Below are 22,044 nucleotides of genomic sequence, written 5' to 3' on the forward strand. Positions count from 1 at the left end.
CAGTAGCGATCATGATGACTTCCTCTGCAGCAGGCCGACGACGCCTCGCGGCAGGAACAGGGTGACGACGATGAACAGGGCGCCCAGGGCGAACAGCCAGTATTCGGGGAAGGCCACGGTGAACCAGCTCTTCATGCCGTTCACCAGGCCAGCGCCGAGCAGCGGGCCGATCAGTGTGCCGCGCCCGCCGAGGGCGACCCACACGGCCGCTTCGATGGACTGCGTCGGCGCCATCTCGCTGGGGTTGATGATGCCCACCTGCGGCACGTACAGCGCTCCGGCCAGGCCGCACAGCACGGCGGACAGCACCCAGATGAACAGCTTGTAGCCGCGTGGATCGTAACCGCAGAACATCAGGCGATTCTCGGCGTCGCGCAGGGCCGTGAGCACGCGGCCGAACTTGCTGCGCGCCAGGCGAAAGCCCAGGTACAGGCTGGCGACCAGCAGCAGCACGGTGGCGAAGAACAGCGCGGCGCGGGTGCCCTGCGCGGTGATGTCGAAGCCGAGGATGCGGGTGAAGCCGGTGAAGCCGTTGTTGCCGCCGAAGCCGGTCTCGTTGCGGAAGAACAGCAGCATGCCGGCGAACGTCAGCGCCTGGGTCATGATCGAGAAATACACGCCCTTGATCCGCGAGCGGAAGGCGAAGAAGCCGAACACCAGGGCCAGCAGGCCGGGCGCCAGTACCACCAGGCACATGGCCCAGAGGAAGCTGGAGGTGCCGTACCAGTACCAGGGCAGCTCGTTCCAGGCGAGGAAGCTCATGAACGCCGGCAGGCCGTCACCGGCGGCTTCGCGCATCAGGTACATGCCCATGGCGTAGCCGCCGAGGGCGAAGAACAGGCCGTGGCCCAGCGACAGCATGCCGGCGTAGCCCCAGACCAGATCCAGCGCCAGGGCGACGATGGCGTAGCAGAGGATCTTGCCCACCAGGGTCAGGCTGTAGGCCGTCACATGCAGGGCATGCTCGGCCGGCAGCAGGTGCAGCAGCGGCATGGCCAGCAGCAGCGCCAGTACCAGCACGCCGACGGCCATGCAGACGCGGGGGCCGAGCTTGGCGCTGGCGCGGGCCAGCAAGGTTTGGTTTAGCGCATTCATCAGTCGATCACTCGTCCTTTATTGGCGTAGGGCGGGTGCAACCCGCCGCTGCAGCGATGGCCCGCTCGGGGGGGCGGGTTTCACCCGCCCCACGGTCGATGGCGCCACCATCAGTCGATCACCCGGCCCTTGAGTGCGAAGAGGCCTTGCGGGCGTTTCTGGATGAACAGGATGATCAGCGCGAGGATGAGGATCTTGCCGAGCACGGCGCCGATCTGCGGTTCGAGGAACTTGTTCACCACGCCCAGGCCGAAGGCGGCCAGCACGCTGCCGGCCAGCTGGCCGACGCCGCCGAGCACCACCACCAGGAAGGAGTCGATGATGTAGCTCTGGCCGAGGTCGGGGCCGACGTTGCCGATCTGGCTCAGGGCGACACCGCCGAGGCCGGCGATGCCCGAGCCGAGACCGAAGGCCAGCATGTCCACGCGACCGGTGGGCACGCCGCAGCAGGCGGCCATGTTGCGGTTCTGCGTCACCGCGCGCACGTTCAGGCCCAGGCGCGTCCGGTTCAGCAGCAACCAGGTAAGGACCACGACAAACAGCGCGAAGCCGATGATGACGATGCGGTTGTACGGCAGCACCAGGTTCGGCAGCACCTGCACGCCACCGGACAGCCAGGCCGGGTTGGCCACCTCGACGTTCTGCGCACCGAAGGTGACGCGCACCAGCTGGATCAGGATCAGGCTGATGCCCCAGGTGGCCAGCAGGGTTTCCAGCGGACGGCCGTAGAGATGGCGAATCACCGTGCGCTCCAGCGCCATGCCGATGCAGGCGGTGACCAGGAAGGCGATTGGCAGCGCCGCCAGCGGATAGAGTTCGAGGTAGCCGGGAGCGAGCTTCTGGAAGGCCAGCTGCACCACGTAGGTGGTGTAGGCGCCGAGCATCAGCATCTCGCCGTGGGCCATGTTGATCACCCCGAGCAGGCCGAAGGTGATGGCCAGGCCGAGCGCCGCGAGCAGCAGGATCGAGCCCAGCGACAGGCCGCTGAACGCCTGGCCGAGCAGCTCGCCGATCAGCAGTTTGTTCTTCACCTGCGCCAGGCTCTGCTCGGCTGCGGCGCGCACGTCGGCGTCGCTTTCGTCGCCGTCGAGCAGACCTTGCAGGCGGGTGCGCGCCTGCGGGTCGCCAGTCTGCCCCAGGCGCTTGACCGCCGCCAGGCGCACCGCCGGGTCGGCGTCACTCAGCTGCAGGTTGGCCAGGGCCAGGGTGATGGCGTCCTGCACCGCGTCGTCCGCTTCGATGCTCAGGCGGCTCTCCAGCAGCGGCAGCAGGGCGGGCGGTGTGTTGCGCTGCAGTTGCCGGGCCGCCTCGAGGCGCACGGCGGCGGCATCGTCGAGCAGCTGATGGCTGGCGACGGCCACGCCGATCAGGCCGCGCAGGCGATTGTTCAGGCGCAGCTTGCGTGGTGTGCCGTTGGCTTCACCCTTGCCAATGGCGGCCTGCCAGGTGCCGTCCTGATCGATGAAGGCGCGCTTGTCGGCATCGCTGGCGACGCGACCCTGCTGCAGGGCCTGCAGCAGCGGCATGCGCTCGATGGTGGGGGCTGCCGCCCAGCCTTGCAGGAGCTTGGCCTGCTTGCTGGCGTTGGCTGCGGCGAAATCGTCGGCCTCGCCAGCCGTCGCGGCCAGTGGCAGCAACAGCAACAGGCTGAGGAGAATTCGGGTAAGGGCAGTGGGCATAAGGTGTCCTTGGCGTAGCCCGGATGCAATCCGGGGTGAGCGTCCCGGATTGCATCCGGGCTACGGCGGCCCTCTCCCTGGCCCTCTGCCCCTCTTCACAAAAGAAAGGGGGGAGAGGGGACCGGTACGCTGCAGTGCATCGCTCCGTGCAGCGTGTCTCCCCTCTCCCGCTTGCGGGAGAGGGGCTGGGGGGAGAGGGGCTTTTGCCTTAGTTCGACTTCACCGGGGTGTCGGCTTTCTTGTCGTTGCCTTCGATGTACGGGCTCCACGGCTGGGCGCGGATCGGCCCCTCGGTCTCCCAGACCACGGAGAACTGACCGTCATCCTGGATTTCGCCGATCATCACCGGCTTGTGCAGGTGGTGGTTCTTCTCGTCCATCTTCAGGGTGAAACCGCTCGGCGCGGCGAACTCCTGGCCGGCCATGGCCTCGCGAACCTTGTCGACGTCGGTGGTGCCGGCCTTCTCGACGGCCTGGGCCCACATGTGGATACCCACGTAGGTGGCTTCCATCGGGTCGTTGGTCACCACGGTGTCGGCGTTCGGCAGCTTCTGGGCCTTGGCGTAGGCTTTCCAGTCGGCGACGAATTTCTCGTTGACCGGGTTCTCCACGGACTGGAAGTAGTTCCAGGCCGCCAGGTGGCCGACCAGCGGCTTGGTGTCGATGCCGCGCAGCTCTTCTTCACCCACGGAGAAGGCCACTACCGGTACGTCGGTGGCTTCCAGGCCCTGGTTGGCCAGTTCCTTGTAGAACGGCACGTTGGAGTCGCCGTTGACGGTGGAGACCACGGCCGTCTTGCCGCCCGCAGCGAACTTCTTGATGTTGGCGACGATGGTCTGGTAATCGCTGTGGCCGAAGGGGGTGTAGACCTCTTCGATGTCCTTGTCGGCGATGCCCTTGCTGTGCAGGAAGGCGCGCAGGATCTTGTTGGTGGTGCGCGGGTAGACGTAGTCGGTACCCAGCAGGAAGAAGCGCTTGGCGCCGCCGCCGTCTTCGCTGAGCAGGTATTCCACCGCCGGAATGGCCTGCTGGTTTGGCGCCGCACCGGTGTAGAACACGTTCGGCGACATTTCCTCGCCTTCGTACTGCACGGGGTAGAACAGCAGGCCGTTGAGTTCTTCATAGACCGGCAGCACGGATTTGCGCGACACCGAGGTCCAGCAGCCGAAGGTCACGGCGACCTTGTCCTGAGTCAGCAGCTGGCGCCCGCGCTCGGCGAACAGCGGCCAGTTCGACGCGGGGTCGACCACCACCGGCTCCAGTTGCTTGCCGAGCACGCCGCCCTTGGCGTTGATCTCGTCGATGGTCATCAGCGCCATGTCTTTCAGCGACGTTTCGGAAATGGCCATGGTGCCGGACAGCGAGTGCAGGATGCCGACCTTGATGGTCTCGGCGGCCTGGATGGACCAGCTCAGGCCCATGGCGGCGATGGAAGCGGAAAGGGTGAAGGCCTTGATCAGGCTGCGACGTTGCATGGTGCGATCTCCATTCACAAGTGTGAGTAAGTGGACAGCGTTGTTATGGGTCATGCAGTGAAGGTCATGGCTCGGTTATTCCGGCATCCGCTCCACGCGCTGTCTCGCGGCGTAAAGCTTGTGCAAGGTGATCGAATGCACCTCTGCCTGGCTGACCTCTATATGGCTCTTGAGCAATTGCTGTGCCTCTTCTGAGCGATGAGTCAGGATTGCCTCGAGAATCTGCCCATGCTCGGCGTAGGTCAGCTCGATGCGCCGCGCCTGGGTGAAGTCCAGCCGCCTTAGAATGCGGATCTTCTCGCTGACCTCGCGGTGTACGCGGGCCATCTCGCGGTTGCCGGCTGCCTCGAGCAACTGGCAGTGAAACGCTTCGTCGAGGCGTGAAACGGCGCTGCCGTCCTGCAGTTGATTCTCTTTGCGCACCATCCAGGTGCGCGCGAGCGCTTGCAGTGCAGGGGGTTGTTCATCGCTGGGGCGCTGGCAAAGCCGGCGCACGGCGTCCAGTTCGAGCAGGATGCGCAGCTCGTACAACTCGTCGAACTGCGCGAAGTCCAGGGGGCGTACCTGCCAGCCGCTGCGAAAGTGCACGTCGAGAAAGCCCTCGCGCTGCAGGCGATGCAGGGCCTGGCGCACGGGGGTGCGGCTGGCGCTCATGCGCTCGGCGACCTCGCCTTCGGAGAAGCGGTCGCCGGGCATCAGGCGAAACTCGAAGATGTCGTCCTTGAGCCGAGCGTAGATACGCTCGGCCAGGCTCGGTGGACGTGGTGCGCTGCGCGACATGGGCTCAGGCCTGGGTGCTGGCGATGAAGGCGCGCCAGCCGCCGAAGCTGGTGATATCGCGGGCGCCGTCGAGGGCATAGGGCTCGCAGATGAAGCCCTTGACCCAGCGACCGTCGGCCAGCTCCAGGTTGCCGATGCCCAGCGGCGGCGGAATCTCCGCGACGAACTCACCGAAGCGCGCCTGCGGTACGTCCCACAGCTCGACGATGATCTCCGCGCCATCGGCGGCGACCCGCACCAGGCCCGGCTTGGGCGGCACGCTGCCGGGCAGGGCGAAGAGGCGATAGTGTGCGGCGCTGCAGGTCTGTTCCACCAGTACGGCATCGCGTGTGGTGAGCTGGAAGTTCAGCGGCATGCCGGTGAGGTGCGCACCGACCACGGCGACGCGAATGCTGCCGGGGGCCGGCTTGTCGCGGGTGGTCTGTGCGGGCAGCGGCTTGCCGGTGGCGCCCATGGGCAGATCGAGTGCCTGTTGCCAGCGCTGGCCGAAGGCGGCCAGCGCCTGGTCATGCCAGGCCGGGGCGATCAGGGTGATGCCGGCGGGCAGGCCGTCGGCGCGCAGGCCCGCCGGAACGGCCAGGGCGGACAGGTCGGCGAGGTTGGTGAAGTTGGTGTAGGTGCCGAACTGGCTGTTGTACAGCACCGGTTCTGCGTCCATCTCGGCCAGGGTGCGGAGGGTTGGCGAGGTGGGCACCACCAGGGCGTCGAAGCTGGCCAGGGCGTCGTTGATGACGCGACTCAGTTCGGCGCGGATGTATTCGGCCTTGTAGGCATCGCAGGCGCTGTACCTGTGGCCGTTCGCGACGATGCCACGCACCACCGGGTTGATGTGTTCGGGGTTCACGCCTTCCACCGCGACGCTGCGCTCGGCAACCCAGGATCCGTAGTAGAGCTGCTCGGCCAGTTGCTGGAAGGGGGCGAAATCGATTTCCACCAGATCGGCGCCCAGCCCTTGCAGCTTGTCCAGTGCAGCCCTGTACACCGCCTGGTTCTGGCTGTCGCCGAAGAACTCAGGGTTGCTCGGCACCGCCAGGCGTGGTTTGGCCGGCATGCCGACCTTGGCCCTGTTCGGGTTGCTGCGGCTGTAGGCATCGGCAGCGTCGTAGCCACCGGCGATATTGGCCACCGCCAGGGCGTCGCTGACGGTCAGGGCGAACACTGAAATGCAGTCGAGCGTGCGGCAGGCCGGCACCAGCCCGGTGTTGGGCAGCCAGCCCTTGGTCGGCTTGAGCCCGACGATGTTGTTGAAGCCTGCCGGCACGCGGCCGGAACCGGCGGTATCGGTGCCCAGGGAGAAGGGCACCAGGCCCCGCGCGACCACGCTGGCCGAGCCGGAACTGGAGCCGCCGCTGACATAGGCCGGGTCGAAGCTGTTGGGCACCGCGCCGTGAGGCGAACGGGTGCCGACCAGGCCGGTGGCGAACTGGTCGAGGTTGGTCTTGCCGATGAGGATGGCGCCGGCCGCACGCAGGCGGGCGACCACGGTGGCGTCGGCAGCGGCCGCGTAGGCGAACTCGGGGCAGGCGGCAGTGGTCGGCCAGCCGGCGGCATCGATGTTGTCCTTGATGGCGAAGGGCACGCCATACAGGGGCAACCTGCTCAGGTCGCCGGCCGCCGCGTCCAGCGCGGCTGCCAGTTCTTCCAGCTGCGCGCTCAGCTGGGCATCGCTGGCCAGGGCGATCCAGGCGTTGTCGGCGTGGTCGAGTTCGGCGCGCAGCGCGCCGATCAGTGCGGCTGGCGACTGGCCGTCGCGGTAGGCCTGCTGCCATTGGCCGAGGGTGAGGGCGTGAGGAGCGGTGAGCATGTGCTGATCCCATCTTGTATCCAAGTTGGGATCAGCAGAGCAACGAAGGTGCCAGGTCTGTTCAGCCCGCTGTTTTCAAGGGGCAGGGCGCGGATTGGCAGAGGCCGGCACGGCCCGGGCGCACCGTGCCGGGGCCGGGCTGCGAGCTTGTGGTGCGCGAATGCCGTTGCAACGGCGTAGCCCGGATGAAATCCGGGACAGGTCCTTCATGGCGCCAGGTAGTTCTTCACCCCGGTGAAGATGATCTGCGCGGCGAGGGCGCAGACGAACAGGCCCATCAGGCGGCTGACGATCTGCAGGCCCTGGTCGCCGAGCAGGCGTTCGAACTGGTTGGACAGGTAGAGCACCACGCCCACGGTCAGGCTGGCGAGGAGGATCGCCGCCACCGCCACCAGCTTGTCATCCCAGTGCGGCTGGCTGGCCCCCATCAGCAGCAGGGCACCGATGGTGCCGGGGCCGACGGTGATGGGAATGGTCAGCGGCACGATGGTGACGTCCTGCTGCACGTTGTCGCTCTGTACCGCCGACTTGCCCTGGGCCATGCCCAGCGCGGAGATGAACAGCACCGAGCCCGCACCGATGCGGAAGGCGTCGATGGTGATGCCGAACAGGGTGAAGATGTGCTTGCCGAACAGGTACAGCAGCACGCTGGCGACCAGCGTTGCCAGCGCCACTTTCCAGGCCAGGCGCTTGCGCTCCTTGAGGGTGTAGCCGCGGCTCAGGCCGATGAAGCAGGAAAGGACGAAGAAGGGGCTGTAGAGCACCAGCATCTTCAGGTACAGGCTGAACAACTCGGACATGGGGGGCTCGTTTGAGAGTAGGGCGGGGGCAAGCCGCCATCGATGGTCAGGCGGGGTTCACCCGCCTTATGACACTTCACGCTGGCGACGCAGTTCGCGCTCGGCGATCCAGTGCTCGATCAGGTCGCGCAACTGCGACAGCTCGACCGGCTTGGACATGTGCCCGTCCATGCCCACGGCGCGGGCACGTTCCTTGTGTTCGTTGAGGATGTGCGCGGTCAGCGCCACCACCGGGGTGCGCGGGCGCTGTTCGCTCTGTTCCCAGGCGCGCAGCTGCTCGGTGGCGGAGAAACCGTCGAGTACCGGCATCTCGCAGTCCATCAGCACCAGGTCGTAGGGCTGCGCCTTCATCGCGCTGAGGGCTTCCTCGCCGTTGCTGGCGGTATCCGGCTGCAGGTTGAGCTTGCCGAGCATGCCGCGAATCACCTTGGTGGAGATGCTGTTGTCTTCGGCCACCAGGATGCGGAAGTCGGCCGGCACGTTCAGCGGCGTACTCACCGGCGTCGGCGCGGCCTGGGCGGGGGTGTCGTTGGGGCGCTGGGCCAGTTCGTCGGCCAGGGTGGTCTTGAGCGTGTAGCCGGCCACCGGCTTGGCCAGGATGCGCTTGATCCCGGCGTTGCGGGCGATCACCTTGCTCGGCGCATTGCTGATGCCGGTCAGCATGACGATCAGGATGTCGTGGTTGAGGCTCGGGTCTTCCTTGATCTTGGCGGCCAGCTGCATGCCGGTCATGCCGGGCATGTCCTGGTCGAGCAGCACCGCGTCGAAGTACTCGCGCATGTGCGCCTTGGTGCGCAACAGTGCCAGCGCCTCCTTGCCCGATGGCACGGCACTGACCTGCATGCCCCAGGCGTTGCACTGCTGCATCAGCACCTTGCGGCAGGTGTCGTTGTCGTCCACCACCAGCAGGCGTGCGCCCTGCAGCGGGCTGTCCAGGTCGGCTTCCGGTTGCTCCAGGCGGGCCGCGTCCAGTGGCAGGGTCAGCCACAGCGTGGTGCCCTGGTTGCCGCTGCCCTGGATGCCGAATTCGCCGCCCATCAGGCGCACCAGCTGGCGTGCGATGATCAGGCCCAGGCGGCCGCCGAGACGGGTGGCGGCGAGGAAGTCACGGCTCTGCAGTTCGGCGTTGAGCAGGGCGTCGCGCTCTTCGGGCAGCAGCGGGCGGCCGCTGTCCTGTACGGCGATGCGCAGGCGGTAGTTGCCGTCGCTGTTGTCCAGCGCCACCACCAGCAGGATCTCGCCCTCGTCGGTCTGCTTGAACGCATTGTCCAGCAGGCTCAGCAGGGCCTGACGCAGACGCGTGGGGTCGCCGCTGATCACCCGTGGCACCTGCGGCTGGATGAAGCTGATCAGTTCGACCTTCTGCTGCTCGGCCTTGGCGCGGAAGATGTCCAGGCAGTCCTCGATCAGCGCGCCGAGGTCGAACTGCACGTCGTCCAGCTCGATCTGGCCGGATTCGAGCTTGGAGATGTCGAGGATTTCGTTGATCAGGGTGAGCAGCTCGTTGCCCGAGCTGTGGATGGTCTGCACGTAGTCGCGTTGCTTGGCCGACAGCGGCGTGCCCAGCAGCAGCTCGGTCATGCCCAGCACGCCGTTCATCGGGGTACGGATTTCGTGGCTGATCTTGGCCAGGAACTCGGCCTTGGCCCGCAGCTCAGCGCTGCTCGCGGCGAGCGCCGTGCTCTGTTGCAGGGTGTCCTGCTGAATCTGCCGTTGGCGCTCGGTCAGCGAGATGCTGAGGATCAGTCCGGCCAGGGTCGCGACGCTGAACACGCCGAGCACCAGCCAGCCGGGGGTGAGCTGGTCGAAGCCGAGCAGCACCGGCACGAAGAAACCGAAGCCGAGGTTGAACACCAGCATGCCCACAGCGATCAGGCGTGCCGGTGTGTAGCCGGAGCGCCAGTGCAGGCTGCTGACCAGCAGCAGGTTGAGCGAACTCACTACCACCAGCAGGTAGACCAGCGAGCTGAACCAGTACAAGCCGGTGAGGGCGATGCACAGTGCATAGGCCAGCACCAGCGCGGCGTTGCCCATCAGCAGGCGATTCAGGCGGCTGTTCTGCACCGGCGTGCTGTGCACGAAGCCGAGGCCGAAGGCCAGCACGCTGAAGGCGGCGAACAGCGCCGAAAGGTCGGCGATCAGCGACTGGTTGTAGCCCAGGCTGGGCAGCCACTGGGCGAAGATGCCGAGGTTGGCCGAGGAGCAGATGGCCAGGCCGATGTTGACGCCAGCCAGCCACAGCGCACTGCCACTGCGGGTGTAGATGAAGCGGATGAGGTTGTACAGGGTCAGCAGCAACAGCGCGCCGAAGAGCATGCCGTAGAGGTAGACGGGCTTCTCCAGGCTGACCAGCTCGGCCTGGTCCATCACCTTGAACCAGGTCATCAGCGGGTGATTGGAGGTCAGGCGTACGTAGGCGACGCGGGCCTGGCCATCGTTGGGCAGGGGCATCAGGTAGAAGCGCGACGGCAGCGGTCGCGATTCCTGCGGCATGGCCTCGCCGGTGTGCAGGTTCTGCTCGAGCTGGCCGTCCCTGAGCAGGTAATAGTCGAGGTACTGAACCCGTGGCGAGAACACCCACAGCCAGGCCGGTTGCTGCTGCGGCGCGAGTTCGGCCCGCAACCAGACGGCATGCTTGCTGGGGGGGAAGGTGAAGGACTGCTTGGTCAGAGGCTTGAACTGCTGGCGTTGCGCGCGAACCTCATCGAGCCCCAGCCGTGCACTGGCGTCGACCAGGTAGGACCAGGTCGTAGTACCCGTCGGGCTTACGCTGGCGCTTGCTGTCACGGCGAGGCCGAGCAGCAGCAAGCTGGCGATGAGTCCAATGGCAATCCTGAGCCGGCGCACGGGCAAGTCCTTCTATATAAGTGGCCGGATTATAGCCAAGCATCCGTTTGGGGGAATACGCTACAGAGCGGCTTTTTGTGACCCATCAGGCCAACTGGCAACGCGGCTCGCCACGGGCGTTCCGGGCCCGTGGCGGCTGCTTGGCGAGCCAGCAGGCGTGATCGGCGAGTCGAACTCGCCGGCTCGCTGGCCGGTCCGCACCTGTGCCTCAGTCCTCGCCGCGTTCGCGGGCGATGGCGCGGTAGCCGATGTCGTTGCGGTGGAATATGCCGTTCCAGCGAATCTTCTCGGCAAGGCGGTAGGCCTGCTGCTGGGCGTCGGCGACGCTGGCGCCGATGGCCGTGGCGCACAGCACGCGGCCGCCTGCGGTGACGATCTGGCCGTCCTTCAGCGCGGTGCCGGCATGGAACACCTTGCCGTCGAGCTGGGCCGCTTCATCCAGGCCGCTGATCACGTCGCCCTTGGCGTAGTCGCCCGGGTAGCCGCCAGCTGCCAGCACCACGCCCACGGTCGGACGCGGGTCCCAGGTCGCTTCGACCTTGTCCAGCGCCTTGGCCAGCGCGGCTTCGACCAGCAGCACCAGAGAGCTTTCCAGGCGGCACATGATCGGCTGGGTTTCCGGGTCGCCGAAGCGGCAGTTGAACTCGATGACCTTCGGCGCGCCGCTCTTGTCGATCATCAGGCCGGCATAGAGGAAGCCGGTGTAGACGTTGCCTTCGCTGGCCATGCCACGCACGGTGGGGTAGATCACTTCGTCCATGACGCGCTTGTGCACGTCGGCGGTGACCACGGGAGCCGGGGAGTAGGCACCCATGCCGCCGGTGTTGGGGCCGGTATCGGCGTCGCCGACCCGCTTGTGGTCCTGGCTGGTGGCCATCGGCAGGACGTTCTCGCCGTCGACCATGACGATGAAGGAGGCCTCCTCGCCGTCGAGGAACTCTTCGATCACCACGCGCGAACCGGCGTCACCGAAGGCATTGCCGGCGAGCATGTCGCGCACGGCTGCCTCGGCTTCTTCGAGGGTCATGGCGACGATCACGCCTTTGCCGGCGGCCAGGCCATCGGCCTTGATCACGATGGGCGCACCCTTCTCGCGCAGGTAGGCCAGCGCCGGGTCGATCTCGGTGAAATTCTGGTAGTCGGCGGTGGGGATCCGGTGGCGCGCCAGGAAGTCCTTGGTGAAGGCCTTGGAGCCTTCCAGCTGAGCAGCCGCGGCGGTAGGGCCGAAGATGTCCAGGCCGCGCTTGCGGAACAGATCGACCACGCCTTTGACCAGCGGCGCTTCCGGGCCGACGATGGTCAGCTGCACGTTGTTCTCGGCGAAGTCCGCCAGTTGCTCGATGGCCAGCACGTCGATGGCGACGTTCTCGCACTTGGCCTCGACGGCGGTGCCGGCGTTGCCCGGGGCAACGAAAACCTTCTCGACGCGCTTGTCCTGCGCCACTTTCCAGGCCAGGGCGTGCTCGCGGCCGCCGCTGCCGATGATCAGTACGTTCATGGGGTTCTCCTGAGCGTAGCCCGGATGCAATCCGGGGCTTTCAATTAGGGCGTCCCCCGGATTTCATCCGGGCTACGTTCTACACATTTCGGGTGACGTAGGGTGGATGGCCGAAGCCATCCACCAGCCAATCAATGGCGGAAATGGCGCATCGAAGTGAACACCATGGCAATGCCGGCTTCGTCGGCCGCCGCGATCACTTCGTTGTCGCGCATCGAGCCACCTGGCTGGATCACGGCAGTGATGCCGGCCTTGGCGGCGTTGTCGATGCCGTCGCGGAACGGGAAGAAGGCGTCCGAAGCCATGACCGCGCCCGGTACCGGCAGGCCGGCGTGCTCGGCCTTGATCGCGGCGATGCGGGCGGAGTTGACGCGGCTCATCTGGCCGGCGCCGACACCCACGGTCTGACGGTTCTTGGCGTAGACGATGGCGTTGGATTTGACGAACTTGGCCACTTTCCAGGCGAAGATCAGGTCATGGATTTCCTGCTCGCTCGGTGCGCGCTGGGTCACGATCTTCAGGTCTTCCGCCTTGATCATGCCGATGTCGCGGCTCTGCACCAGCAGGCCGCCGTTGACCCGCTTGAAGTCCCAGCCGGCGGCACGTTCGGCCGGCCATTCGCCGCACTCGAGCAGGCGCACGTTGGCCTTGGCCGCGACCACTTCACGGGCTGCAGCGGAGATTTTCGGGGCGATGATCACTTCGACGAACTGGCGCTCGACGATGGCCTTGGCGGTTTCGCCATCCAGCTCGCGGTTGAAGGCGATGATGCCGCCGAAGGCCGACTCGGTGTCGGTGGCGTAGGCCAGGTCGTAAGCCTTGCGGATGCCGCCTTCGTCTTCCGGAACCACGGCGACGCCGCACGGGTTGGCGTGCTTGACGATGACGCAGGCCGGCTTGACGAAGCTCTTCACGCATTCCAGCGCGGCGTCGGTGTCGGCCACGTTGTTGAAGGACAGCTCCTTGCCCTGCAGCTGGATGGCGGTGGAGACGCTGGCTTCACCCTTCTTCGCTTCCACGTAGAACGCCGCGCTCTGGTGCGGGTTCTCGCCGTAGCGCATTTCCTGCGCCTTGACGAACTGGCTGTTGAAGGTGCGCGGGAAGGCGCCACGGCCTTCGGTGGACAGGGTGTCACGCGCCTGGTCGATGGTGCCCAGGTAGTTGGCGATCATGCCGTCATAGGCGGCAGTGTGCTCGAAGGCCTTGAGGGCCAGGTCGAAACGCTGGGCATAGCTCAGGCCACCGGCTTTCAGCGCGGCGACGATGCCGGTGTAGTCGCCGGTGTTGACCACGATGGCCACGTCCTTGTGGTTCTTCGCAGCCGAACGGACCATGGTCGGGCCGCCGATATCGATGTTCTCGATGGCGTCGGCCAGATCGCAGTCAGGCTTGGCCACGGTGGCCTCGAAGGGGTAGAGGTTGACCGCCACCAGGTCGATCGGCTTGATGCCGTGCTCGTCCATCACCGCCGCGTCGAGGGCGCGACGGCCGAGGATGCCGCCGTGGATCTTCGGGTGCAGGGTCTTCACGCGGCCGTCCATCATCTCCGGGAAGCCGGTGTAGTCCGCCACTTCCACTGCGGCTACGCCGTTGTCCTTGAGCAGCTTGTAGGTGCCGCCGGTGGAGAGGATCTCGACACCGAGGGCGCTCAGTTCACGGGCAAACTCGAGGACGCCGGTCTTGTCGGAAACGCTGATCAGCGCGCGGCGGACGGGCAGAAGGGTGGTCTGGTCGGTCATGTCACTATCCATCAGAGCGGGGGATATCAGCAAAAAAGGCGGCTCATGCGGGCCGCCCTTTTCAGGAGTTCAGGGTTACAGCAGATCGTACTGCTTGAGCTTCTTGCGCAGCGTGCCGCGGTTGAGGCCGAGCAGTTCGGAGGCCTTGGTCTGGTTACCTTTCACATAATTCATGACGGTTTCCAGCAGCGGCGCTTCCACTTCGGTGAGCACCAGGTTGTACACGTCGGTGACGTCCGCGCCCTCCAGGTGGGCGAAATAGTTATGCAGCGCCTTCTCCACGGCGCCGCGCAGGGTCTGGCCCTCTTCGCTCGGCGTGCTCAGGTGCTGTTTCAGGCTGGTGTTGTCACTCACGGGTGCAATTCCACTCACTAAGGTCTCTGTCATCAACGTCATGCGGCCACCTCGTTTCCATCATCGTGCCGCTCGCGGAAGAACTCGCGAACGTGGGCGCACTGTGCGTCCGTACTGTCCAGACGGTTGAACTGGGCGCGAAACTCCCTGGCGCCCGGCAGGGTTGCCAGATACCAGCCGACATGCTTGCGGGCGATGCGTACGCCCATCAATTCGCCGTAGAAGGCGTGCAGTGCGGCCAGGTGTTCTAGCAGAATGCGTTCCACTTCGAGCAGACCGGGCGCCGGCAGGGTGCTGCCGGTACGCAGGTAATGCTCGATTTCACGAAAGATCCACGGCCGGCCCTGTGCGGCGCGACCGATCAGTAGCGCGTCGGCGCCGGTGGCGTCGAGCACGGCCTTGGCTTTCTGTGGGGAGTCGATGTCGCCGTTGGCGAACACCGGGATGCTGACCGCCTGCTTGATGGCGGCGATGGTCTCGTACTCGGCGTCGCCGGTGTACAGGTCGGCGCGGGTGCGACCGTGTACGGCCAGTGCGCTGATGCCGGCGTCCTCGGCGATCTTCGCCACGGTCACGCCGTTCTTGTTCTGTCGGTCCCAGCCGGTGCGGATCTTCAGGGTCACCGGCACGCTCACCGCGCCGACCACGGCATCGAGGATCTCGCGCACCAGCGGCTCGTCGCGCAACAGGGCGGAGCCGGCGGCCTTGTTGCAGACCTTCTTGGCCGGGCAGCCCATGTTGATATCGATGATCTGTGCGCCCAGCTCGACGTTCTTGCGCGCCGCTTCGGCGAGCATCTGCGGGTCGCCTCCGGCGATCTGCACCGAGCGTGGCTCGGGATCACCGGCGTGCAGCAGACGCAGACTGGACTTGCGGCTATTCCACAGGCGCACATCGCTGGTGACCATCTCCGACACCACCAGGCCGGCGCCGAGGTTGCGGCACAGCTGGCGGAACGGGCGATCGGTGACACCGGCCATGGGGGCCAGGATCAACCGATTGGGCAATGTGTAGGGGCCAATACGTGGGGCCGACATGGGGCGTCCCTGCTTGTTGGTTCGCAGTTGAGACAAAGGGCGATCAACACCTGCCCTCCACTGTGTCCTCAGGGGAAACGATGGTGGGTCGGTGCTCGCGAAAGGGTGGGCATGATACCCGCTCTGGGTGACCGGATAAAGGCTGTTTTGAACAAATTCTGAACAGCTATGGGCTTATCGCCAGTAGTTAGATGGACGGCCTGCGACCACAGGCCGCGTGGCCTCCAGGCTATTCCGGGGAGTGGAAGCTGAGGCTGTAGTTCACCGCGCGGGTGCCCGGGTCGAGGATGTCCAGCGAGATGTGAATGGGCGTCTGCGGCGGCATTTCGCTCTGCCCGGCGAGCTCGCCGGCGAGGTATTCGCTGGGTTTGAAGCGACGACTGGCGACCAGTTGTCCGCCGAGGTCGGCGAAGCGCATTTCCAGCAGCGGAAAGGGCTGGGCGAAGGGCGCGCGGTTGTAGAGGATGGCGTCGACGATCAGTGCGCCGGAGAACTCCGGGTGGCTGCGCACCACCAGGTTGCTGCTGCGGATCTGGCTGATGTCGACCTTCGACGGCAGCTCGCAGCCGATGTTCGGGCAGAGCTGTTCGAACCAGGGGCGATAGCGATCCTGACGCGCCAGTTCGTCGAAGTTGTAGGCGGCGTACTGCGCCAGCAGCCCAGCTGCGGCCAGCAGGTTGAGCAGGCCCCAGCCGAACAGGCGGCCCCAGGCCGTCTCCTTCTGCTGCTGCCAGTCGAGTTGCAGCGGTTCGTCGTCGAGGTCGAACAGGCGTTCCTCGCGCAGTGCAGGCTCGCTGCGTGCGGCGTCGTCGGGCTCGGGCTCGGGCTCGTCGTGAGGCTGGTCGTCCTCCGCATCCGCCGCGTCCAGTGCGCCGATGCGAGGCTCTTGCGGCTGCTCGCGTTCGACGGCACTCGCGGCTGGCGAGGCCGCTGCGAGCGGCTCGTCGCTCTGGCGCGGCGCAGGCTCGGGGGCGTTCGTCGGCTCCAGCTCGAAGCTGTCGCGCTTTACCTGTTCGTCACGCAGCAGTGCTTCGGCCCAGGCCTCGTCATGCACATCGTCGTCGTCCTGTGCCGTGGCGCTGCCGAAGCTCTCGCTGTAGCGCGGCGCGCGCTCCAGGGCGAGGAACTGCTGCGACAGCTGCTGCTCCTGCTCTTCCAGCTTGGCCAGCTCCTCGTCCAGGTCGAGGCTGTCCAGGTCGAGGTCGTCATGAATCCACAGGGTCTCGTCGACGGCCTTCGCCGCAGGTGCCTTGGGGCTGCCTGGCGGCTGCGGCTTGCTGGCGGGGGCGCTGACCGGCTTGACGCTGGTCGCCGCTGCCGCACTGCGCGGGCCGAACAGTTGCTCGGCGGCGTTGAACACGTGCAGGCAGGCACCGCAGCGGACTGCGCCATGGGCCGCAGCCAGCTGCGCCTGGCTGACGCGGAAGCTGGTGCGGCAATTGGGGCACTGGGTGACGTGGCTTTCGCTCATGCGCGGGTCCGGGAAAACGAGGCGGCTAGTCTAACGCAACGGCTATGTGCGGTTCAGCGCTTGACGCCGCTGATGCGCACCCAGCCATCCTTGACGGCCGTCGGGTCGAGGTCGAACGCCTCTGCGTAGGCGGCACGGACTTCCTCGGCCTGCTCGGCGAGAATGCCCGACAGTGCCAGGCGTCCACCGCCCCTGACCAGGCTGGTGATCTGCGCGGCCAGGGCTACCAGCGGGCCGGCGAGAATGTTGGCGACCACCACATCGGCTTGTTGCTGGGGCATGTCCGCAGGCAGGTAGACCGGGAAGCGCGCCGGGTCGATGCCATTGCGCGAAGCGTTGTCGCGCGAGGCTTCCAGCGCCTGCGGGTCGATATCGGTACCGACCGCCTGTGGTGCGCCGAGCAGCAGGGCGGCGATGGCGAGAATGCCCGAGCCGCAGCCGAAGTCGATCACGCTGCAGCCTTCGAGCTGCTGGCCGTCGAGCCATTCCAGGCACAGGGCGGTGGTGGGGTGGGTACCGGTGCCGAAGGCCAGGCCCGGATCGAGCAGCAGGTTCACGGCTTGCGGCTCCGGCGCGGCGTGCCAGCTGGGGACGATCCACAGGCGCCGGCCGAAACGCATGGGCTGGAAGTTGTCCATCCAGCTGCGCTCCCAGTCCTGGTCCTCGATGCGCTCGACCTGGTGCTCGGGCAGTGCGCCGCCGCACAGCAGCTGCAGGTGGGCGAGCAGCGCGGTTTCATCGGTGTCGGCTTCGAACAGCGCCAGCAGGTGGGTATGCGACCACAGCGGCGTGGTGCCCAGGTCCGGTTCGAAGATCGGCTGGTCTTCGGCATCCATGAAGGTCACCGACACGGCGCCCACTTCCAGCAGGGCATCTTCGTAGGTTTCCGCCTGCTCGGGGGTGATGGCGAGACGGACTTGTAACCAGGGCATGGAAAACCTCATGAACGGGGCGCGTTTGGCCGCGCAGCTTACTTGAACGGACGGCCGGCTTGCCAGCGTGCCCGCCGAAACGACAAGGGCCGCCCGTGGGCAGCCCTTGTTGCAACGCGTATCAGGCTCAGTGCCTGTCCATACCCAGTTTCTTTTCCAGGTAGTGGATGTTCACGCCGCCTTTGACGAAACCCTTGTCGCGGGTCAGGTCGCGGTGCAGCGGCACGTTGGTCTTGATGCCGTCGACGACGATCTCGTCCAGGGCATTGCGCATGCGCGCCATGGCCTCGTCGCGATCCTTGCCGAAGGTGATCAGCTTGCCGATCAGCGAGTCGTAGTGCGGCGGTACGCTGTAGCCACTGTACAGGTGCGAGTCGACACGAACGCCGTTACCGCCCGGGGCATGGAAATGCTTGACCTTGCCGGGGCTGGGCATGAAGTTGTCCGGGTCTTCGGCGTTGATCCGGCACTCGACCGAGTGACCGAGGATCTTCACGTCTTCCTGCTTGATCGACAGCTTGTTGCCGGCGGCGATGCTGAGCATCTCCTTGACGATGTCGATGCCGGTGACCATCTCGGTGACCGGGTGCTCCACCTGAACACGGGTGTTCATCTCGATGAAGTAGAAACGGCCATCTTCGTAGAGGAACTCGAAGGTGCCGGCGCCACGGTAGCCGATCTCGACGCAGGCATCGACGCAGCGCTTGAGTACTTCGGCGCGGGCCTTCTCGTCGATCAGCGGGGCCGGGGCCTCTTCGATCACCTTCTGGTGGCGACGCTGCAGCGAGCAGTCACGGTCGTACAGGTGAATGGCGTTGCCCTGGCCGTCGGACAGCACCTGGACTTCGACGTGGCGCGGGTTGCCGAGGAATTTTTCCAGATAGACCATCGGGTTGCCGAACGCGGCACCGGCTTCGGTGCGGGTCAGCTTGGCCGACTTGATCAGGTCTTCTTCCTTGTGCACCACGCGCATGCCGCGACCACCACCGCCACCGGCGGCCTTGATGATCACCGGGTAGCCCACTTCACGGGCGATGCGCAGGGCTTCTTCCTCGTCTTCCGGCAGCGGGCCGTCGGAGCCGGGTACCACCGGTACGCCGGACTTGATCATGGCGTCCTTGGCCGACACCTTGTCGCCCATCAGGCGGATCACGTCGGCTTTCGGGCCGATGAAGGCGAAGCCGGAGTTCTCCACCTGTTCGGCGAAGTCGGCGTTCTCGGCGAGGAAGCCGTAACCCGGGTGGATGGCAGTGGCGCCGGTGACTTCAGCCGCGCTGATGATCGCCGGGATGTGCAGGTAGGACTGTGCGCCGGGTGCCGGACCAATGCAGACGGACTCGTCGGCCAGGCCCAGGTGCATCAGTTCGCGGTCGGCGGTGGAGTGCACGGCCACCGTCTTGATCCCCAGTTCCTTGCAGGCGCGCAGGATGCGCAGGGCGATTTCGCCACGGTTGGCGATAAGGACTTTTTCCAGCTTCTGCATTGCAGGCTCCCCGTGCATCAAACGATGGTGAACAGGGGCTGGTCGTACTCAACCGGCTGGCCGTTTTCCACCAGGATGGACTCGATCACGCCGCTGGCTTCGGCCTCGATGTGGTTCATCATCTTCATCGCTTCGACGATGCACAGGATGTCGCCTTTCTTCACGCTCTGGCCCACTTCGACGAAGTTGCCCGAGGTCGGCGAAGCGGCGCGGTAGAAGGTACCGACCATCGGCGAACGGGCGACGGTGCCGTTCAGCTTCGGTGCGGCAGCCGGGGCGGCTTCAGCGCTGGCGGCCGGAGCCGGGGCGGCAACCGGAGCAGCGGCCGGGGCCGGTGCATAGATGGGCTGCGCGGCGTAGGCCGGCTGCTTGTTGCTGTGACGGCTGATGCGTACGGACTCTTCGCCCTCTTTGATCTCCAGCTCGTCGATACCGGACTCTTCCAGCAGCTCGATCAGTTTCTTGACTTTACGGATATCCATGAAGGTTCAACTCCCAGAGGTGAGGTAGGACTTGTCTACCGAGCGTCGCGTCAGGCGCGCTCGGCCAGTTGTTCGAGTGCCGCTTCCAGGGCCAGCCGATAACCGCTGGCGCCAAGGCCGCAGATCACCCCTACTGCAACGTCGGAAAAATAGGAGTGATGGCGGAATGGTTCACGCTTGTGCACGTTGGACAGGTGCACTTCGATGAATGGGATGCTCACTGCCAGCAACGCGTCACGTAATGCGACACTCGTATGGGTAAAAGCGGCAGGATTGATCAGGATAAAGTCGACGCCTTCACCCTTTGCGGCGTGAATGCGGTCGATCAGTTCGTACTCGGCATTGCTTTGCAGGTACATCAGGTGGTGGCCGGCTTCGCGGGCGCGCAGCTCCAGGTCCTGATTGATCTCGGCCAGCGTGGTGGCGCCGTATTTGTCTGGCTCACGGGTACCCAGCAGATTCAGGTTGGGGCCGTGAAGTACCAGTAGAGTGGCCATGGACGCGTTCCTTGTTGTTCGGGCTGCGCAGGACTATGCCGCAGCCGTGCGATGTCAGCAATAGTCGACACGATGCCTGCCGTTTGCGGCAAGAATATGACTATAGCAGCTGGTCTGGTCGCTATCGGATCGTTGCGCTGCCCCTGTGAGGTCGCAATGTCCGCGGTGTGGCTGGTCAGCGGCTGCTGCGTGCCGCGGCTCGATCCAGGCGCACGCCGAAGGTGGCGGCGTCGACTTCACCTACGACACGCAGATCGAGCAGTTCGTCACCCCGGGCGGAGAACAGCTGGATCGCGGGCGGCCCGAACAGCTGGTAGCGATCCAGCAGGGCGCGCTGCGCGGCGCTGCTTTCGGTGATGTCGAAGCGTATCAGTCTCCAGCCGGCCAGCTTGCTGCCCACTTCGGCATTGCCGAACACTTCGCGTTCGATCACCTTGCAGCTGATGCACCAGTCGGCGTACCAGTCCAGCAGCAGCGGTTGCCCGGCGGCCTTGGCCTCGGCCAGCGCAGCGTCCAGCTCAGCAGGGCTGCTCAGGGTCTGCCAGGCACCGCTCTTGGAGCTGCCCTGGCTGGCAGTGGCCGATAGCTGGCCGAGCGGCTTGAGCGGATCGCTCGTGCCCTGCAGGGCACCGACCCAGGCGGCCAGGGCGTAGACCAGCAGGGCCAGGCCGACGATCTGGCCGAGTTTCTGCCGGTGCGTCTTCGGGCCGAACTCCAGCGCGCCGAGGAACACCGCCACGCCGCCGGCCAGCAGGCCCCACAGCGCCAGGCTGAGGCTGCCCGGCAGCACGCGTTCGAGCAGCCAGACGGACACGGCCAGGAGCATCACGCCGAAGGCGTTGCGCACGGTGACCAGCCACGGGCCGGACTTCGGCAGCAGGGCGCCGCCGCCCGCGCCGAACAGCACCAGCGGCGTGCCCATGCCCAGGCCCAGGGCGAACAGTTGCAGGCCGCCACCGACGGCATCGCCGGTGCTGCTGATATAGAGCAGCAGGGCGGTCAGGGGCGCGGTGATGCAGGGCGACACGATCAGGCTCGACAGCACGCCCAGGGTCGCGGCACCGGCGATGGTGCCGCCGCGGGTCTGGCTGGCGCGCTGGTCGAGGCGGTCGCGTATGAAGGCCGGCAGGCGCAGTTCGAAGACGCCGAACATCGCCATGGCGAACAGGCCGAAGAAGGCGGCGAAGGGTACCAGCACCCAGGGCGACTGCAGCATGGCCTGCAGGTTGAGACCAGCGCCGAACAGCCCCATCAGCGCACCGAGCACGGCATAGCAGGCCGCCATCGGCAGCACGTAGGCGAGCGACAGGATCAGCCCGCGGGCATTGCTCGGGCGACCGCGCAGCACCACGCCGGAGAGAATCGGCAGCATGGGCAGCACGCAGGGGGTGAAGGTCAGGCCCAGCCCGGCGAGGAAGAACAGCGCCAGATCTTTCCAGGTCCACTCGCTCTGCTGCAGGTCGGCGACGCTGGCGGGCATCTCGCCGATTTCGATGTACTCGGTCTCGGGCGGGTAGCACAGGCCCTTGTCGGCACAGCCCTGGTAGCCCACCTGCAGGCGCAGCGGGCGGTTGTCCGGGTTGTCCAGCGGCAGGCGCACGTCGAGCACGCCGTAGTACACCTCGACATCGCCGAAGAACTCGTCGTGCTTGGCCTTGCCGGCAGGCAGTTGCGCCTCGCCGAGGTCGAAGCCGGCCGGCTCCACGCTGAAATTCAGGCGGTGGCGGTACAGGTAGTAGCCCTCGGCCGCGACGAAACGCAGGGTCACGCTCTGCGCATCGCTGCTCACCAGGCTCAGCTTGAAGGCTTCCCGTACCGGCAGGAAATCGCTGCTGTTGTTCAGCGGGGCGCCAAGCGGCGACGCGGCCGGGCGCTGGTCGAACAGGTTGGCGCTGGCCGGCAGGCTCAGGCACAGCAGGAGCAGGGGAAGGAGCAGACGACGCAGTGACATCGGGCGACTATCTCGGCGGAAGGTGGCGGCATGATACCGGAAAGCGCCCATGCACATTTCGCCAGCTGAACGGACTGCCGATCTGCTCGGATGAGCGTCGCTTGGATCGGCGGCCGCGCGC

The 22,044-nt window shown here is 66.1% G+C and carries 17 protein-coding genes; all 17 read right to left on the minus strand.

Annotation, left to right across the window (positions count from 1 at the left end):
* Window positions 1-9 precede the first annotated feature (9 nt).
* On the minus strand, window positions 10-1,095 hold the full coding sequence (gene urtC, locus EPK82_RS22220; protein WP_047589862.1) for an urea ABC transporter permease subunit UrtC: 1,086 nt from the start codon (window positions 1,093-1,095) through the stop codon (window positions 10-12).
* A 110-nt stretch (window positions 1,096-1,205) separates the two neighbouring features.
* A complete protein-coding gene (urtB, locus tag EPK82_RS22225) occupies window positions 1,206-2,774 on the minus strand; it encodes an urea ABC transporter permease subunit UrtB (protein WP_134678060.1) in 1,569 nt (522 codons plus the stop codon).
* 208 nt (window positions 2,775-2,982) lie between these two features.
* A complete protein-coding gene (gene urtA, locus EPK82_RS22230) occupies window positions 2,983-4,248 on the minus strand; it encodes an urea ABC transporter substrate-binding protein (RefSeq protein WP_037052561.1) in 1,266 nt (421 codons plus the stop codon).
* A 75-nt stretch (window positions 4,249-4,323) separates the two neighbouring features.
* Window positions 4,324-5,028 carry a GntR family transcriptional regulator gene (locus EPK82_RS22235; protein ID WP_037052563.1) on the minus strand — a complete coding sequence of 235 codons (705 nt, stop codon included), beginning with the start codon at window positions 5,026-5,028 and terminating at the stop codon, window positions 4,324-4,326.
* Window positions 5,029-5,032: 4 nt separating this feature from the next.
* A complete protein-coding gene (gene atzF, locus EPK82_RS22240) occupies window positions 5,033-6,832 on the minus strand; it encodes an allophanate hydrolase (RefSeq protein ID WP_134678061.1) in 1,800 nt (599 codons plus the stop codon).
* A gap of 206 nt (window positions 6,833-7,038) precedes the next feature.
* Window positions 7,039-7,632, minus strand: a complete 594-nt coding sequence (locus EPK82_RS22245) for a MarC family protein (RefSeq protein WP_037052568.1) — start codon at window positions 7,630-7,632, stop codon at window positions 7,039-7,041.
* Between the two features lie 66 nt (window positions 7,633-7,698).
* Window positions 7,699-10,479 (minus strand): hybrid sensor histidine kinase/response regulator, encoded by a 2,781-nt coding sequence (locus EPK82_RS22250; protein WP_134678062.1) that lies wholly within the window; start codon window positions 10,477-10,479, stop codon window positions 7,699-7,701.
* 208 nt (window positions 10,480-10,687) lie between these two features.
* Window positions 10,688-11,977 carry a phosphoribosylamine--glycine ligase gene (gene purD, locus EPK82_RS22255; protein ID WP_134678063.1) on the minus strand — a complete coding sequence of 430 codons (1,290 nt, stop codon included), beginning with the start codon at window positions 11,975-11,977 and terminating at the stop codon, window positions 10,688-10,690.
* 131 nt (window positions 11,978-12,108) lie between these two features.
* Entirely contained in the window at window positions 12,109-13,716 is a 1,608-nt protein-coding gene (gene purH / locus EPK82_RS22260) for a bifunctional phosphoribosylaminoimidazolecarboxamide formyltransferase/IMP cyclohydrolase (protein WP_134678064.1), read from the minus strand.
* Between the two features lie 75 nt (window positions 13,717-13,791).
* Window positions 13,792-14,112, minus strand: a complete 321-nt coding sequence (gene fis, locus EPK82_RS22265) for a DNA-binding transcriptional regulator Fis (protein WP_037052576.1) — start codon at window positions 14,110-14,112, stop codon at window positions 13,792-13,794.
* Window positions 14,109-15,107, minus strand: a complete 999-nt coding sequence (gene dusB, locus EPK82_RS22270; RefSeq protein ID WP_037052578.1) for a tRNA dihydrouridine synthase DusB — start codon at window positions 15,105-15,107, stop codon at window positions 14,109-14,111. Before dusB ends, fis begins: the two co-directional genes overlap by 4 nt.
* 229 nt (window positions 15,108-15,336) lie before the next feature.
* On the minus strand, window positions 15,337-16,578 hold the full coding sequence (locus EPK82_RS22275) for a DUF3426 domain-containing protein (RefSeq protein WP_134678065.1): 1,242 nt from the start codon (window positions 16,576-16,578) through the stop codon (window positions 15,337-15,339).
* A gap of 53 nt (window positions 16,579-16,631) precedes the next feature.
* Complete coding sequence (gene prmA, locus EPK82_RS22280) at window positions 16,632-17,510, minus strand: 50S ribosomal protein L11 methyltransferase (RefSeq protein ID WP_134678066.1); 879 nt, start codon at window positions 17,508-17,510, stop codon at window positions 16,632-16,634.
* Window positions 17,511-17,637: 127 nt separating this feature from the next.
* Window positions 17,638-18,993 (minus strand): acetyl-CoA carboxylase biotin carboxylase subunit, encoded by a 1,356-nt coding sequence (gene accC / locus EPK82_RS22285; RefSeq protein WP_037052595.1) that lies wholly within the window; start codon window positions 18,991-18,993, stop codon window positions 17,638-17,640.
* 17 nt (window positions 18,994-19,010) lie between these two features.
* The gene (accB, locus tag EPK82_RS22290) at window positions 19,011-19,475 is read right to left on the minus strand and encodes an acetyl-CoA carboxylase biotin carboxyl carrier protein (protein WP_037052597.1); all 465 of its coding nucleotides are present in this window, start codon (window positions 19,473-19,475) and stop codon (window positions 19,011-19,013) included.
* 50 nt (window positions 19,476-19,525) lie between these two features.
* A complete protein-coding gene (aroQ, locus tag EPK82_RS22295) occupies window positions 19,526-19,972 on the minus strand; it encodes a type II 3-dehydroquinate dehydratase (protein WP_037052599.1) in 447 nt (148 codons plus the stop codon).
* A 175-nt stretch (window positions 19,973-20,147) separates the two neighbouring features.
* A complete protein-coding gene (locus EPK82_RS22300; protein WP_134678067.1) occupies window positions 20,148-21,923 on the minus strand; it encodes a protein-disulfide reductase DsbD in 1,776 nt (591 codons plus the stop codon).
* Window positions 21,924-22,044: the final 121 nt, after the last annotated feature.

The organism is Ectopseudomonas khazarica (assembly GCF_004521985.1).
GTDB classification, from domain to species: domain Bacteria; phylum Pseudomonadota; class Gammaproteobacteria; order Pseudomonadales; family Pseudomonadaceae; genus Aquipseudomonas; species Aquipseudomonas khazarica.

Bases quoted from the DNA above. Each gene is read 5' to 3' on its own strand.
- urtC (WP_047589862.1), bottom strand. From the start codon at position 1,095: ATGAATGCGCTAAACCAAACCTTGCTGGCCCGCGCCAGCGCCAAGCTC.
- urtB (WP_134678060.1), bottom strand. From the start codon at position 2,774: ATGCCCACTGCCCTTACCCGAATTCTCCTCAGCCTGTTGCTGTTGCTG.
- urtA (WP_037052561.1), bottom strand. From the start codon at position 4,248: ATGCAACGTCGCAGCCTGATCAAGGCCTTCACCCTTTCCGCTTCCATC.
- EPK82_RS22235 (WP_037052563.1), bottom strand. From the start codon at position 5,028: ATGTCGCGCAGCGCACCACGTCCACCGAGCCTGGCCGAGCGTATCTAC.
- atzF (WP_134678061.1), bottom strand. From the start codon at position 6,832: ATGCTCACCGCTCCTCACGCCCTCACCCTCGGCCAATGGCAGCAGGCC.
- EPK82_RS22245 (WP_037052568.1), bottom strand. From the start codon at position 7,632: ATGTCCGAGTTGTTCAGCCTGTACCTGAAGATGCTGGTGCTCTACAGC.
- purD (WP_134678063.1), bottom strand. From the start codon at position 11,977: ATGAACGTACTGATCATCGGCAGCGGCGGCCGCGAGCACGCCCTGGCC.
- purH (WP_134678064.1), bottom strand. From the start codon at position 13,716: ATGACCGACCAGACCACCCTTCTGCCCGTCCGCCGCGCGCTGATCAGC.
- fis (WP_037052576.1), bottom strand. From the start codon at position 14,112: ATGACGTTGATGACAGAGACCTTAGTGAGTGGAATTGCACCCGTGAGT.
- dusB (WP_037052578.1), bottom strand. From the start codon at position 15,107: ATGTCGGCCCCACGTATTGGCCCCTACACATTGCCCAATCGGTTGATC.
- EPK82_RS22275 (WP_134678065.1), bottom strand. From the start codon at position 16,578: ATGAGCGAAAGCCACGTCACCCAGTGCCCCAATTGCCGCACCAGCTTC.
- prmA (WP_134678066.1), bottom strand. From the start codon at position 17,510: ATGCCCTGGTTACAAGTCCGTCTCGCCATCACCCCCGAGCAGGCGGAA.
- accC (WP_037052595.1), bottom strand. From the start codon at position 18,993: ATGCAGAAGCTGGAAAAAGTCCTTATCGCCAACCGTGGCGAAATCGCC.
- accB (WP_037052597.1), bottom strand. From the start codon at position 19,475: ATGGATATCCGTAAAGTCAAGAAACTGATCGAGCTGCTGGAAGAGTCC.
- aroQ (WP_037052599.1), bottom strand. From the start codon at position 19,972: ATGGCCACTCTACTGGTACTTCACGGCCCCAACCTGAATCTGCTGGGT.
- EPK82_RS22300 (WP_134678067.1), bottom strand. From the start codon at position 21,923: ATGTCACTGCGTCGTCTGCTCCTTCCCCTGCTCCTGCTGTGCCTGAGC.